13 protein-coding genes are annotated in these 13,258 nt (G+C 71.7%); 6 read left to right on the forward strand and 7 right to left on the reverse strand.

Features of this window, described 5'->3' with window-relative positions; genetic code table 11:
* Positions 1 to 333 precede the first annotated feature (333 nt).
* The 3 genes from AC5L38_RS34110 (at position 334) to AC5L38_RS34120 (ending at position 3,956) form a co-directional block, all read left to right on the forward strand.
* On the forward strand, positions 334 to 1,797 hold the full coding sequence (locus tag AC5L38_RS34110; RefSeq protein ID WP_495246955.1) for a sugar ABC transporter ATP-binding protein: 1,464 nt from the start codon (positions 334 to 336) through the stop codon (positions 1,795 to 1,797).
* Between the two features lie 79 nt (positions 1,798 to 1,876).
* Positions 1,877 to 2,899, forward strand: a complete 1,023-nt coding sequence (locus AC5L38_RS34115) for an ABC transporter permease (RefSeq protein ID WP_495246916.1) — start codon at positions 1,877 to 1,879, stop codon at positions 2,897 to 2,899.
* On the forward strand, positions 2,889 to 3,956 hold the full coding sequence (locus AC5L38_RS34120) for an ABC transporter permease (protein WP_495246917.1): 1,068 nt from the start codon (positions 2,889 to 2,891) through the stop codon (positions 3,954 to 3,956). The genes AC5L38_RS34115 and AC5L38_RS34120 overlap by 11 nt, the downstream gene beginning before the upstream one ends.
* Here the strand turns inward: AC5L38_RS34120 and AC5L38_RS34125 are convergent.
* The 5 genes from AC5L38_RS34125 to AC5L38_RS34145 all read right to left on the reverse strand — a co-directional run bounded on the left by AC5L38_RS34125 (position 3,930) and on the right by AC5L38_RS34145 (position 7,819).
* Positions 3,930 to 4,631 carry a hypothetical protein gene (locus tag AC5L38_RS34125; RefSeq protein WP_495246918.1) on the reverse strand — a complete coding sequence of 234 codons (702 nt, stop codon included), beginning with the start codon at positions 4,629 to 4,631 and terminating at the stop codon, positions 3,930 to 3,932. The two genes, AC5L38_RS34120 and AC5L38_RS34125, sit on opposite strands and share 27 nt — an antisense overlap.
* Positions 4,632 to 4,644: 13 nt before the next feature.
* Entirely contained in the window at positions 4,645 to 5,025 is a 381-nt protein-coding gene (locus AC5L38_RS34130; RefSeq protein WP_495246919.1) for a DUF302 domain-containing protein, read from the reverse strand.
* Positions 5,026 to 5,128: 103 nt separating this feature from the next.
* Positions 5,129 to 6,409 (reverse strand): Nramp family divalent metal transporter, encoded by a 1,281-nt coding sequence (locus AC5L38_RS34135; protein ID WP_495246920.1) that lies wholly within the window; start codon positions 6,407 to 6,409, stop codon positions 5,129 to 5,131.
* 398 nt (positions 6,410 to 6,807) lie between these two features.
* The gene (locus AC5L38_RS34140) at positions 6,808 to 7,227 is read right to left on the reverse strand and encodes a GNAT family N-acetyltransferase (RefSeq protein WP_495246921.1); all 420 of its coding nucleotides are present in this window, start codon (positions 7,225 to 7,227) and stop codon (positions 6,808 to 6,810) included.
* A 49-nt stretch (positions 7,228 to 7,276) separates the two neighbouring features.
* Positions 7,277 to 7,819, reverse strand: coding sequence for a hypothetical protein (locus tag AC5L38_RS34145; RefSeq protein ID WP_495246922.1), 543 nt, complete (start codon positions 7,817 to 7,819; stop codon positions 7,277 to 7,279).
* A 468-nt stretch (positions 7,820 to 8,287) separates the two neighbouring features.
* Here AC5L38_RS34145 and AC5L38_RS34150 point away from each other — a divergent pair, with 468 nt between their 5' ends.
* Complete coding sequence (locus AC5L38_RS34150) at positions 8,288 to 9,085, forward strand: GNAT family N-acetyltransferase (RefSeq protein ID WP_495246923.1); 798 nt, start codon at positions 8,288 to 8,290, stop codon at positions 9,083 to 9,085.
* Between the two features lie 292 nt (positions 9,086 to 9,377).
* On the forward strand, positions 9,378 to 10,490 hold the full coding sequence (locus AC5L38_RS34155; RefSeq protein ID WP_495246924.1) for a winged helix DNA-binding domain-containing protein: 1,113 nt from the start codon (positions 9,378 to 9,380) through the stop codon (positions 10,488 to 10,490).
* 178 nt (positions 10,491 to 10,668) lie between these two features.
* Here the strand turns inward: AC5L38_RS34155 and AC5L38_RS34160 are convergent, their stop codons facing one another.
* Both AC5L38_RS34160 and AC5L38_RS34165 read right to left on the reverse strand, forming a co-directional pair.
* Positions 10,669 to 11,235: a TetR/AcrR family transcriptional regulator gene (locus AC5L38_RS34160; protein ID WP_495246925.1), complete on the reverse strand. Its 567-nt coding sequence runs from the start codon at positions 11,233 to 11,235 to the stop codon at positions 10,669 to 10,671.
* Positions 11,228 to 12,049 (reverse strand): alpha/beta fold hydrolase, encoded by an 822-nt coding sequence (locus AC5L38_RS34165; protein WP_495246926.1) that lies wholly within the window; start codon positions 12,047 to 12,049, stop codon positions 11,228 to 11,230. The genes AC5L38_RS34160 and AC5L38_RS34165 overlap by 8 nt, the downstream gene beginning before the upstream one ends.
* Before the next feature lie 350 nt (positions 12,050 to 12,399).
* Here AC5L38_RS34165 and AC5L38_RS34170 point away from each other — a divergent pair, with 350 nt between their 5' ends.
* The gene (locus AC5L38_RS34170; RefSeq protein WP_495246927.1) at positions 12,400 to 12,789 is read left to right on the forward strand and encodes a hypothetical protein; all 390 of its coding nucleotides are present in this window, start codon (positions 12,400 to 12,402) and stop codon (positions 12,787 to 12,789) included.
* Positions 12,790 to 13,258: the final 469 nt, after the last annotated feature.

Genomic DNA, 13,258 nt, shown 5'->3' on the forward strand with positions numbered 1-13,258 from the left:
CGGCGACCGTGGCGGGCCATCTCGTGTACCTCGCCGGTCGCCGTGACCACCCCGATTCCGGCAACGATTAAAACGTGTTACTCGATCTAGGTGGAACCTTCTCCAAGGTGGTGCCGGACCCGGTCGCGCCCCACCTGCGAGATGGCGTAACGCATTGGAAACGAGGCTTTCATCCCCCATTGACAAGGGAGGCGGCCGGGATTAGCGTCCGCTCATTCTACTAAAACGTTTTTAGGGGATGGAAGGGGTGGCACGGTGACCGTACCGGACGAGGGAGAGGCGCCACTTCGGCCACCCTCCGGCGAGCCCCCTCCGGTCCTGGCGCTGGCCGGGGTGAGCAAGGCGTTCGGCGCCGTGCGGGCGTTGCGCGACGTCTCCCTCGACCTGCACGCGGGAGAGGCGCACGCGCTCGCGGGGGAGAACGGCGCGGGCAAGTCCACCCTGGTGAAGATCCTGGCGGGCGTGCACCGCCCGGACACCGGGCAGGTCCTGCTCGACGGCGAGCCGGTGGAGTTCGGCAACCCCGCCGACGCCCAGCGGGCGGGCGTGGCCGTGATCTACCAGGAGCCCACGATGTTCCCCGACCTGTCGGTCGCCGAGAACATCTTCATCGGCCGCCAGCCCAGGAGCACGCTCGGCCGGATCGACCGCGGGGCCATGCACGCCCGCGCCGCGGAGCTGTTCGCCGGGCTCGGCGTGGCCCTGGACCCCGAGCAGCCGGCCCGCGGCCTGTCCATCGCCGACCAGCAGCTCGTCGAGATCGCCAAGGCGCTGTCGCGGGACGCGCGGGTGCTGGTCATGGACGAGCCCACCGCGGCGCTGTCGGGCAACGAGGTGGCCCGGCTGTTCAACGTGGTCAAGACGCTGCGCGAGCAGGGGTGCGCGGTCCTGTTCATCTCGCACCGCCTGGACGAGATCTTCGAGCTCTGCCAGCGGGTCACCACGCTGCGCGACGGCGCCTGGATCGCCGGCGAGCCGGTCGCGGGCCTGACGCACGAGCATCTGATCCGCCGGATGGTCGGCCGCGACCTCGACACCCTCTACCCCAAGCAGGAGACCGAGGTCGGCGAGGTGGCGCTCAAGGTCGGCCGGCTCACCCGGGAGGGCGTGTTCACCGACGTCTCCTTCGAGGTGCGGCGGGGCGAGATCGTGGCCCTCGCCGGGCTGGTCGGCGCGGGACGCAGCGAGGTCGCCCGGGCGATCTTCGGCGTGGACCGCTGGGACGCCGGGACCGTCGAGGTGAACGGGAAGCGGCTGCCCGCCGCGTCCCCGACCGCCGCGATGTCCGCGGGCCTCGCCCTGGTCCCCGAGGACCGGCGCCAGCAGGGCCTGGTGATGGACCACTCCATCGAGCGCAACATCGGGATCACCGGCCTGAGGGCGCTGCGCCGCGGCCCGGTGATCTCCCGCGCCGCCGAGCGCGACCGGGCCCGCGACTGGGCGATCCGGCTCCAGCTCAAGTTCAACCGGCTGTCGGACACGGTCAACGTGCTCTCCGGCGGCAACCAGCAGAAGGTCGTGCTGGGCAAGTGGCTCTCCACCGGCCCCGACGTGCTCATCATCGACGAGCCCACCCGGGGCATCGACGTGGGCACCAAGGCCGAGGTGCACCGGCTCCTGTCCCAGCTGGCCGCCGACGGTCTCGCCGTACTGATGATCTCCTCCGACCTGCCCGAGGTGCTCGGCATGGCAGACCGGGTCCTGGTCATGCAGGAGGGGCGGCTCGTCGCCGAGATCCCGCGCGAGCGGGCCACAGAGGAGAGTGTCATGTCAGCGGCGACCGGGAGGGCCTCGTGACCGGACGGAACGAGAGCCCCCGAGGACGGCGGGGCACGGGGGGACGTGTCCGGAACACGCGACCGGAGGGGGAGGGCGCATGAGCGCCGTCACCGCCGGGCGGAGCACCCGCGGCCTGGTGGACCTGGTGTTCCGGGCCCGCGAGCTGAGCATCGTGGCGGCGCTGGCCGTCCTGGTGGCGGTGACCGCGAGCACCAACGGCAACTTCCTGTCCGGCCAGGGCCTGACCGACATCTTCCTCAACGCCTCCATCCTGGTGCTGCTCGCCGTCGGCCAGTCCGTCGTCGTCATCACCCGCAACATCGACCTGTCCGTCGGCTCGATCGTCGGCCTGGTGGCCTTCACCGTCGGCGACCTCCTCTCCGCCGACCACGGCAGGGGCATCGTCTTCGCGGTCGTGCTGGGCGTCGCGATCGGCGCGCTCTGCGGCATGATCAACGGCCTGCTGGTCAGCTTCGGCCGGGTACCGGCCCTGGTGGTGACCCTCGGCACGCTGTACGTGATCCAGGGCGTCGACCACTACATCGCCCACGGGCGGCAGATCAACGCCGTCGACCTGCCCCCGGCGCTGCTGTCCCTGGGCAACGGCTCGGTGTTCGGGGTGCCGTACCTGCCGGTGATCGCCGTCGTGGTGATGCTGGCCGTCGGCTACTACCTGCGCTCCTACGCCTCGGGCCGCGACTTCTACGCCATCGGCTCCAGCCCGGAGGCCGCGAGCCTGGCGGGCGTGCCGGTGCGGCGCCGCGTGATGGGGGCCTACCTCTTCAGCGGCGCGCTCGCGGGCCTGGCCGGGGTGCTCTGGCTGTCGCGGTTCGGCACCGTGGTCGCCGACGCCGCCAACGGCTGGGAGCTCCAGGTGGTCAGCGCCGTCGTGGTCGGCGGGGTGGCGATCACCGGCGGCGTCGGCACCGTGTACGGCGCGGCGCTCGGCGCGCTGCTGCTCACCACCATCACCAGCGCGCTGGTCGTGCTCAAGGTCAACCCGTTCTGGCAGCAGGCCATCACCGGAGCGCTGCTGCTCCTGGCGATCAGCGTCGACCGGCTGCTCGCGCTGCGGGTCGCGCGGCTACTGCGGAGGAGGAACTCCCGACATGGCTCCTGACGTGACGACCGTGAAGCCCGAGGCGCGGGCCGTACCGCCGGCCGGACGGCCGGAGCGCGGCTCGCTCGGCCGCCTGCTCCGCTGGGACGTGTTCGTCGGCCTGCTGCTGGTGCTCGTCTTCATCGCCGGTTCGGCCGGATCGCCCGGGTTCGCCAGCGTCGGCAACCTGTCGTTCGCGCTCGGCGACCTGGGGGAGATCGCGCTGATCGCGCTGGCCATGACCATGCTGGTGGTGGCCGCAGAGGTGGACCTGTCGGTGGCCTCGGTGCTGGGCCTGTCCAGCGCGCTGGTCGGCTCGCTCTGGGACGCGGGCTGGGCGATCGAGACGATCATCCCGCTGGTGGTCGTGGTGGGGGCGGTGTGCGGGCTGGTCAACGGCCTCCTGGTGACCCGGCTGGGGCTGCCCTCGCTCGCCGTCACCATCGGCACGCTGGCGCTCTACCGCGGCCTCGCCTACGTGGTGCTGGGCGACAGGGCGATCGCGGAGTTCCCTGCGCAGTACACGGAGCTGGCGGTGGGCGACGTGCCGGGCACGCCGATCCCGTACCCGGTGGCGCTGTTCGTGCTGCTGGCCGTGATCACCGCCGTGGTGCTGCACGCCACCGGCTTCGGCCGCTCGCTGTTCGCGATCGGCGCGCAGGAGGAGGCGGCGCGGTTCGCCGGCATCCGGGTCAAGCGGATCAAGCTGATCCTGTTCGTGCTCTCGGGCACCGTCGCGGCCTTCGCCGGGGTGATCTTCACCCTGCGGTACGGCAGCGCCCGCGCCGACAACGGCATCGGGCTGGAGCTGGCCGTCATCGCCGCCGTCCTCCTGGGCGGCGTCGACTTCGACGGGGGCAGGGGCACCCTCGGGGGCGTGATCGCCGGAGTGCTGCTCATCGGCCTGCTGCGCAACCTGCTCATGCTCAACGACGTGGCGACCGAGATCCAGTCGATCGTCACCGGCCTGCTCCTGATCATCTCGGTGATCACCCCGCGTCTCGTCGGCGCGGTGGGGCGGCGCAGGCACGCCAGGGCCGTCCGGGAGGCGTCACCCCAGCAGGCCGACACCTCGTGAGATGACGAGCACCGACAGGATGAGCGCCGACACCGACTCCACGGCCATCAGGAACTTCGCCCGTACCGACAGCGGCATGGTGTCGGTGGGGCTGAACGCGGAGGAGTTCGTCACCGACACGTAGAGGTAGTCGGCGAAGCCGGGCGTCCACCCCGACCTCGCCGACGACCGGGCGGCCACCTCGGCGACGGCGTCGTGGTCCTCGTCCTGCGGGAAGCGGAAGTCGGCCACCGGCAGGTTCCCGCCCTTCGTCTGGGTGCGCCGCACGGGTCCTCCCCGGTCGAGCTCCCAGAAGGCCAGCCCGAAGATGATGATGTTGGTCACCCACACCTGGACGGCGGCGAGCAGCAGCTGCTTGCCCTCCCTGACCTCGCCGGACACCAGCTCGATGATGAGCAGGACCAGCGACACCCCGTTGGCCACCGCGATGAGCAGGACGAGGGCGATGGACAGCCGCCTCATCAACCGGTTCTCCCGGACCATCCGCCGGGGGTTGATCGCTATCAGGGGCACCAGCAGCAGCAGTTCCAGGGTCGGGATGACGAACCGCGGCCCGACGATGAGCTTGCCCGGCAGCGCCGCGTACAGCGCCGCGGCGACCACCACCGCGCACGCGGCGGGGAGCCGGGGCTCGCCCGGGTGCCCGCGCCGCTCCGACCGCTGCCTCGCGTTCACGCCGTCAGGACCGTCAGGCGCCGGTGGCCGCGGAGGCCAGGAGCGCGACCCTGCGCAGCGGCGCCACCTGATCCTCGGTCAGGCCGTACCGCTCCTGGAGCTCGGCGACGCTGCCGTGGCTGACCAGGGTACGGCCGGACTCGTCCTGCCAGACGAGGATCTTCAGGGGCAGGTCGAGGGCGAGCAGCGGCGCGGCGACCATCAGCGGGGTGCCCGCCGCGGGGTCGCCGAAGATCACCAGCTTGGCGGGCCGCATGCTCAGCCCGGCCTCCGCGGCGGCCACGTCGTGCTCGATGACGGCGAAGAGCCTCAGCCCCCCGCTCGTGATCAGCTCTTCGAGCCGGTCGAGCGTCTCGGTGACGGAGGCGGGCGAGACGCGGGTGACGGTGTTCAACGATGCCTCCGGTGCGGGAGTCCCGGCCCCCGGTCCCTGAGAACGGGTTCCCTGAGAGCGGTTCTCCGCGAGAGCGGGTGGGAGTGGAACAGGCGGGGGTTTCTCAGAACAGGAAGGTCAGCGGCAGGCAGCACCCGAGGACGGCGACCGCGGCGCCCGCGCAGGCCGCTATCCGGGTGGTCAGCGGATCGTTGACCAGGGGGCCCATCACCGCCCGGTCGCGGCAGAAGTGGACGAGCAGGAACAACGCGACGGGCACGCCGAGCGAGATGACCACCTGGCTCACGATCAGCAGGCTGGTCAGCGGCACGCCGAGCACCAGGGCGAGGACGGCCGGTGTCATCGTCACGACGCGCCGCAGCTGGATCGGTACTCGGAGGTTCAAAAAGCCCCGCATCACCACGTCCCCGGCCAGGGTGCCCACCCCGCAGGACGAGACCCCCGACGACAGGAGCATGACGGCGAACGCGAGGGCGGCGGCGCCGCCGGCCAGGTCCAGCAACTCCGCGTGGGCGGCGAACAGGTCGCCGGTCCAGGCCCCGCCCGTCGCCGCCCCGAGCCCGGCGCCGAGGGCGATCATCGACACGTTGACGACCGTGGCGGTGCCGAGGCCGAGCAGGCAGTCGATCCGCAGCGCCCGCCGGACGAGCGCGGGCCGCCGCCAGGCCGCGCCGACCGGCCACCCCCGGCCCTGCACCAGCGCGGAGTGCAGGTAGATGGCGTGCGGCATGACGGTGGCTCCGACGATCCCCATGGCGAGGATGAGCGAGCCGCTGCCGTCCAGGCGGGGGATCAGCCCACCGGCCAGCCCGGCGGCGGACTGCCGGCCCACCGCGACGATGTCGTAGACGACACCCGCCCCGACGAGCAGGAGGCTCGCGGCGCTGACGAGCTCGAACCGCCGCGTCCGGCCGTGCCGCCGCAGTTGCAGCATGAGCAGCGCCACCACGGCGGTGACCACCGCCGACATCGCGGGCGGCATCCCGAAGAGCAGTTGCATCCCGATGGCCGCGCCGACGAACTCGGCCAGGTCCGTGGCCAGCACCACCACCTCGGCCTGGAGCCACAGCAGGAGGCTGCCGCGGCGGGAGAAACGCTCGCGGCACAGCCGGGGCAGGCTCTTGCCGGTCGCCATGCCGAGCTTCGCCGCCTGGAACTGCACGAGGAGCGCCACGAGGCTGGCCAGCACGACCACCCACACGAGCAGGTAGCCCGACGTGGCCCCGGCCGTCAGGTTGGTGGCCACGTTGCCGGGATCCACGTAGGCGATCGCCGCGACGAACGCCGGTCCCAGGATCGGGGCCACCCGCGAGCCGCCCGGCCGTGAGGGGGACCGGGGGGGCGAGGCGGGCGGGGGCAGCGTCAGCGTGCCGTCGTCGTTCATCCATGCCTCCCGGCGTGCCGTGCCTGCCGTCACCCGTGTTCGGCGGGCGTTCATCGGCGAGCGGGCATCGAGCTCCGCCTTGGCAGTGCGAAACCGCGCGACGTCCCGTGCTCGCGAGCGCATAATCGGAAAGTGTGAATTAGCGGTATATCGCAGCCTCAGTGCCGCAAACCAAAGATTACTCAGCCAAAGAATGAAGACAAGCGGCCGAGGTCTGGTGGGGGCAAATAAATAACCTGCCTCGGGAATCCGCCTCTTATATTCCTAAAGACGGCAAGTCGCATAAATGGTGATGGTCTCAAGGGGGCGGCGACCTACGCCTGGAGCGCCCGGTTGGGGCACCGAGCCGCCGAATCGTCGAGGAGCCGTGGTCCCGGACGGATCGGTCATGCGGGCGGTCACCCCAGTGGCTTGACCCAGCGGGACCACTGGGGTTGCGGCGCGTAGCCCGCGGCGCCCCAGGCGTGATGGGCCTGCTCGTTGTCGCGCAGCACCATCGCGTCGACCCGGAACGCGCCGAACGCCGCGAAGCGCTCCTCGGCCGCCCGGATCAGCGCGGTCCCCACTCCCCGCCGCCGGAGGGCGGGATCCACGGCCAGCCGGTAGAGGTGGGCTCGCCAGCCGTCCCAGCCCGCGAGCAGCGTGCCGGCCATCCTCCCGCCGATCTCGGCGATGAGGACGGCCTCGGGGTCTCGTTGGATCAGCGCGACCACCTTGGCCGGGTCGTCGTGCCTGTCGGTCCCCTCGGCGGCCACCAGCCAGAAGGCGAGCAGCGCCTCGACATCCTCGATCCGCCCGTACCGGATGTTCACGTCCACGGACGGGAAGCTACCAGCCGGCCGGGGCGGGCGGGCCTCGCTCCCGGTGTCAGGCGGGGGCGCTCAGGAACGGCACCGTCTCGGTCAGGGGCTCCGGCCCGGTCGGGGGCTCCGTCTTGGACGGGCGCTCCGGCCCGAGCAGGGGCTTCGGGTTCGGGAGGGGGCTCGCCGTCTCCGATCCCACCGTGATGGCCGCTCGGGGGGTGCGCTCGCGCACGTCCTCGCTGCGGATCGCCATCACGGCCGGTGGGCTGCCCAGGTCGCCGTACCGGGCGGCGACGGCGGCGGTGATCGCCCGGCCCGCGTCGGCGACCGTCTCCTTCGCCGAACCCGGTGGGTGGGCGGCCGACAGGTGGCCCAGCAGCGCGGCGAACCGCAACTCCTCGGCCGCCGCTCGGGGAACCCCGTCGTCGGACGGAGGCAGCGGCCGGTCCAGCCAGAACACCCCGCCGCGCAGGAGCGCGGGATACGTCACCTCGCCCCGCTGGAGCGTGAGCACGGAGTCGACCAGTAACCGCCCGAACTCCTTCAGGTCGGTATCGGGCGGCAGATCGGTCGTGACCAGCAGCGAAACCCTCAGCGCGTCAACCATGAGCGGCTATCCCTCCTTGAGGGGCTCATAGTAGGGGGCGCCACCGACAGTTACGGCGCGGCCGGTGGAACGTGTCGGAATCAGGTACCTGTCGCAGCGCCGGAAAGGCGGTGCCGAGAGAGACGGTGCCGAGGGAGACGGGCCTGAAATGGAGCTGGGGAGATGGAGTTGGGGCGACGGTGCCGAGGAGACCACGCCGTCCGGGAAATGCGCGGCGGGAGTCCGCTCCGGGAGCCGGGAAATGCGTGGCGGGAGTCCGCTCCGGGAGCCGGGACATGTCCGGCGGAGGTCTCTCGCGGGCTCGGCGGAGGAGCGGGCGGGGCGGGGAGGGCACGCGTGCCGTACGGAACCCGCGGGCCATTAAGAATCTACATTGTAAAGGCGGCGGGGCGGGTTGGAGGACTTTGGGTCGTGTCTAGGTCCATAACGCCATGTCGGAGCCGATGAGTGTGTGATTGGCTGTTCGCAATGGACATCTCATCGCGGGCTTCCGCCTACCTCGCGGCATACGACGAGCAGCTCCGGGCCAGGCCGATGCCGGGCCGTACCGCCGAGCGGATCGGGCCGCTGCTGAGGACCGTGTCGAACGGCCACGGCCAGGGGTTCCTCACGTATCGGGACCTGGGCGGTCTGGAGGGCGCCGAGCTGGACGCCTTCATCGCGCGCCAGCGAGACTTCTTCACCCGGGTCGGGCGCGAGGTCGAGTGGAAGTACCACGGCTACGACCTGCCCGCCGACCTGCCCGAGCGGCTCGTGGCGGCCGGGTTCGAGCCGCAGGAGCGGGAGACGGTGTTCGTCGGCGAGGCGGGCGAGCTGGCCGGTGCCAAGGCGGCGCCCGCCGGGGTACGGCTGCGCGAGGCGGCCGGGCGGGACGACCTGGAGCGCATCCGCGAGCTGGAGGAGACGGTCTGGGACGCGGACCACGGCTGGCTGCCCGGCATGCTGGAGCGCGACCTCGCCGGACCCGGGGACCCGTGCGCGGTGGTGATCGCCGAGGCTGACGGGCAGGTGGTGTGCGCGGCGTGGGCGCGCTTCCACGAGGGCACCGACTTCGCCTCGCTGTGGGGCGGCTCGACGCTGAAGGAGTGGCGGGGCAGGGGCGTCTACCGGGCGATGGTGTCGTACCGGGCGGAGCTGGCGGTGGCGCGGGGGTTCCCCCTGGTGCAGGTGGACGCCTCCGACGCCAGCCGCCCGATCCTCGCCAGGCTGGGCCTGGAGGCGATCACGACGACGACGCCGTACGTGTGGGTGCCGCCGACGCTCTGATCGCCGGCGAGGTGGCGGTTGCGCACGAGCACCGGTCCCGGCGCCGGGAGGGGGTGTCGACCGGCCGGAAGTGCTCGGGGCCCGGGTTTCCCGCGGGGCGGTGGGCGAGGTGGACCTCGCGTGCGGTGACGGTCGTCGATGTCTCCCGTCGAGCCGTTCCCGGCGGTGGTCGGGAGGCTGGACGTCGACCTTCGCGTGAAGGTCGAGCGCCGGGCGGATTTGGATATTCTGGCGCGGATCCGGGAACGGACGTCGTGCTCCGGCGTCGCGGCTCGCCCACGAGAGGACACGCATGCCCGAGGTGCTCAGCAGGCGCGCGCTCAACCGGGCCACCCTGGAGCGGCAGCTGCTGCTGACCCGTGCGGAGCTGCCCGCGCTGGAGGCGGTCCGCCACCTGTACGGCATGCAGGCCCAGGCGCCGAACCCTCCCTACATCGGGCTGTGGACCCGCCTGTCCGGGTTCGCCCCCGACGATCTCGCCCGGCTGATCGACGAGCGCCAGGTGGTGCGGCTGTCGCTGATGCGCTCCACCATCCACCTGGTCACCGCCGACGACTGCCTGGCGCTGCGCCCGCTGCTGGGGCCGATGCTGGCGCGGGGCCTGCGGGGGACGGCGCACGGCAGGGGACTGGCGGGCGTGGACCTGGACGAGCTCGCCGCCCTGGGGCGGAAGCTGGTCGAGGAGCGCCCGCTGACCTTCCGCGAGCTCGGCGCGCTGTTGCGCGAGCGCTGGCCGGAGGCTCCCGCCGCCGACCTGGTCGCCGGGGTACGCAACACGCTGGCGCTGGTCCAGGTGCCGCCCAGGGGGATCTGGGGGGTGGGAGGGCAGGCCGCCCACACCACGGCGGAGGCGTGGCTGGGCCGGTCCCAGGACCGGCGGCCCGGCCGCGTTCTGGCCGAGGAGGCGATCGGCCGCTATCTCGCCGCCTACGGTCCCGCCACGGTGATGGACGCCCAGCAGTGGTCGGGCATGACCCGCCTGGGAGAGGTCTTCGGCGAGATGGACCTGCGGGCCTTCGTGACCGAGGACGGCGCGGAGCTGTTCGACCTGCCGGAGGCGTCGCGCCCCGACCCCGAGACCCCCGCCCCGGTCCGCTACCTGTCGGAGTTCGACAACACGCTGCTGTCGTTCGCCCAGCGGACCAGGACCCGGATCAGCGATGAGGAGTACCGGGGGCGGATCTTCACCGTCAACGGCATCATCAAGGCGACGGTGCTGGTCGACGGCTTCGTACGGGGCATGTGGAAGGTGACGCGGAAACGGGACGAGGCGACCTTGGAGGTCGAGCTCTTCGCGCCGGTGAGCGAGGGGGAGCGGGCGGAGCTGGAGGTGGAGGGGGCGCGCATGCTCGACCTCGTCGCCCCGGCGGCGACGTCCCGCGACATCCGCTTCCAGGAGGCCTGAGCTCGGCGAACCGGCTTCCCTTCCGGGAGGTCCGGGCCCGGCGGACCGGTTCTCCCCCCGGGAGGTCCGAGCCCGCTCGGCGGGCCGTTCCCCTTGCGGGAAGTCATCGGGCACTCGCCCGGCCCTGCCGAGGAACCCTTGGGGGCCTGTCCGACGGGCCGGGGCCTTCGCCGTCCGCTCAGGGGGCGGGCGCCCGGGGCAGGCCCGAGACGACCATGGCGATCAGCATCTCGTAGCTGGTGTTCAGGTCCTCGTCCAGGCCGAACCCGCCGGCCGCCTCCAGGGAGGCGAAACCGTGCACGGCCGCGCGGACGCAGCGGGTGGTGTGGAGCGCCGCCGACCCCTCCAGCCCGTAGCCGCGCAGCACGGCGAGGATCACCTCCAGCAGGCGGGTCGCCGTGCCGACCAGGTCGGGATCGGTCAGCGGGTTGTCGGGGAAGGCCGCGTAGCGGTGCGGGAAGTCGACCACGTAACTCCGCCAGGCACGCATCAGGGCCGCCATCGCCTCGTCGCGGCTCTTGCCCATCGCCGCCGTGCCGAGCCGTGCCGCCATGTCGTCCATCACGCGCAGGCCGACGAGCTTGCGCAGCTCGGGCAGGCCGCGGACGTGCTTGTAGAGGGAGGGGGCCGCGACCCCGGTGCGAGCGGCCACCGCGGCCAGCGTCAGCGCGCCGGGACCCTCCTCGTCGATCAGGGCCAGCGCCGCGTCCACCACCGAGCCGGAGGTCAGGCCCGCCCTAGGCACGGACCGCTCCGGCGAGGAAACCCGCCAGGGCGGCGAAGGTGGCCTCGGGCATCTCGGCGTGCGGGTAGTGGCCGGCACCCTCGATCATCGCGACCCCGGCCGTGGCGGCGTACGGCCTCAGCACCTCCTCGGCCAGGCGGGCCTCCGCGGCGGGATCGGGGAAGTCGGGGTCCTTCGACCCCATGACGATCAGCACGGGACAGGTCATGCGAGGGGCGCAGTCGGTCCAGTGGCCCTCGGAGGGGGCGACCACCCCGGAGACGGCGGCCATCCTGCCGGGCTCGCGCAGTGTCGCCTTCAGCTCGCGCAGGTAGCCGGGGAGGTCGGCGGGCCTGGCCGTGGGATAGAGCGAGCGGTAGTACGTCCCCCACAGGAGCGGGCTGGCCATGACGAGATTCTGCGCCAGCCGCAGCATCAGGCCGAGCTGTGGCCGTCCGACGAAGGGCGCCAGCATGGCCACGGCGCTCACCTCGCCCTCGGCGGCGGTCGCCGTGGTCCACGCCACCGCCCCCGCGCTGGAGGAGCTGCCGACCAGGACGGCGGGGCCGCCCAGGTGGCGGACCAGGGCCAGCAGGTCGGCGCCGACCGACCGGGGGGCGTAGTCGGGCCAGCCCGTGCTGGACTCGCCGTGGCCGCGCACGTCGACCGCGGCGACCCGGTAGCCCGCCTCCGCCAGCCGCGGCGCCAGGAACCGGAACACCTTGCGGGTGTCGCCCATGCCGTGCGCGCACACCACCAGCGGCCCGTCCTGCGGCCCGGCGACCTCGTACGCCAGCCGCCCGCCGGCCACCTCCAGGAACTTCGTACCCGTCATGCGCACTCCTTGGCTACTGGTCATAGCTTCAAAGCTATGGTGAGTAGCTTCTGTCGTCAAGTGTTCGTCCGCGATGAGGGGTGGAGGGGATGCGGCGGGTAGCCGATGTGGAGGTCGCCGCGGGTACCGGCCTGTCCGGTACCGGTTCACGGGGTGTGGGTGGAGCCTGCCGCGACCGTCGGATCGTTCTCGCCGGGAGTTGAAGGTTCGCGGCGAATTGATCACCGAAATTGTCGGAATAGTGAATTTCGGCGAAGCTCTTTTAGGCTACTAAAAGCTATTATTGTCCTAAATATGGCTATATGGAATTATCGAGGGACACGGGGCAATTTTCTGGCTTGGGGTATGCCATGAGACGTTCGATCGCATTCGTATGCGCTCTCCTGCTCGCCGCTTCTCTCGTCGCCACTCCCGCCGCCGCGGCGGCCCAGGCGCCTGCCGTCCGGCTCAAACTGAGTTTCGGGTGGTGCGAGACGGCCTGTGAGATCCGTATCACCGTCACGAACAAGAGCCGCTACCACATCGACTGGGTGGGAGGCAGGTGCACTCTCCGGGTCAACGGGCGCGTGGTGGGGAAGGGGCACGTCTATCTGGGGGCCATCAAGCGCGGCCATTCTCGCAGCAGCAAGTGCTACGTCGTCGACTCGCGGCTGAAGAGGGCCTGGTCGAAGTACGAGAACGGCGATGCCGACTTCAATACGTACGCCTCCGTCAGGGCCACCTATCACTACCGCTACTAGAACCCGCCGCCGTCACGGAAATTCGCGGCGGCCACCGGGATTCGCCGGGATTCGCCGGGATTCATCCGCCGCATCGGATCCGCTGAGCGGCGTGAAGTCACCGAGCCCCGTCCGGCCGCGGCGCGGGGCCGGGGCCGGTGGCGCCGCCGCCGGTTTCGTCTCGCGCTACGGACCGCGTCGTTGCCCTCCCATGAGAAAAGGCCCTGTAACCTGGGCCTCAACCACGCCGGTTCCAGAACGAAACCGCCGGCCCGTCACCGGGCCTCCTGGCAGCCTCCCCGACAGCGATCGTCGTCACCGGTCACGGCGACGACTCGAACGGACATGTCGGCCGACGGCGTCGATGATTCAGCGGCCGCTCGGTCCCGGCCTGGAAACGCAGCCGAGAAACGTAGCTCGGGAACGCAGTCCGGGAACGCAGCCGAGAAACGCATCCCAGGAAACGCAGCAGAAGAACGCATCCGATCAG

It is taken from the genome of Streptosporangium nanhuense (genome assembly GCF_059358815.1).

Bases quoted from the DNA above. Each gene is read 5' to 3' on its own strand.
- AC5L38_RS34135 (WP_495246920.1), bottom strand. From the start codon at position 6,409: ATGAACGACGACGGCACGCTGACGCTGCCCCCGCCCGCCTCGCCCCCC.
- AC5L38_RS34170 (WP_495246927.1), top strand. From the start codon at position 12,400: ATGAGACGTTCGATCGCATTCGTATGCGCTCTCCTGCTCGCCGCTTCT.
- AC5L38_RS34115 (WP_495246916.1), top strand. From the start codon at position 1,877: ATGAGCGCCGTCACCGCCGGGCGGAGCACCCGCGGCCTGGTGGACCTG.
- AC5L38_RS34155 (WP_495246924.1), top strand. From the start codon at position 9,378: ATGCCCGAGGTGCTCAGCAGGCGCGCGCTCAACCGGGCCACCCTGGAG.
- AC5L38_RS34150 (WP_495246923.1), top strand. From the start codon at position 8,288: ATGGACATCTCATCGCGGGCTTCCGCCTACCTCGCGGCATACGACGAG.
- AC5L38_RS34145 (WP_495246922.1), bottom strand. From the start codon at position 7,819: ATGGTTGACGCGCTGAGGGTTTCGCTGCTGGTCACGACCGATCTGCCG.
- AC5L38_RS34165 (WP_495246926.1), bottom strand. From the start codon at position 12,049: ATGACGGGTACGAAGTTCCTGGAGGTGGCCGGCGGGCGGCTGGCGTAC.
- AC5L38_RS34120 (WP_495246917.1), top strand. From the start codon at position 2,889: ATGGCTCCTGACGTGACGACCGTGAAGCCCGAGGCGCGGGCCGTACCG.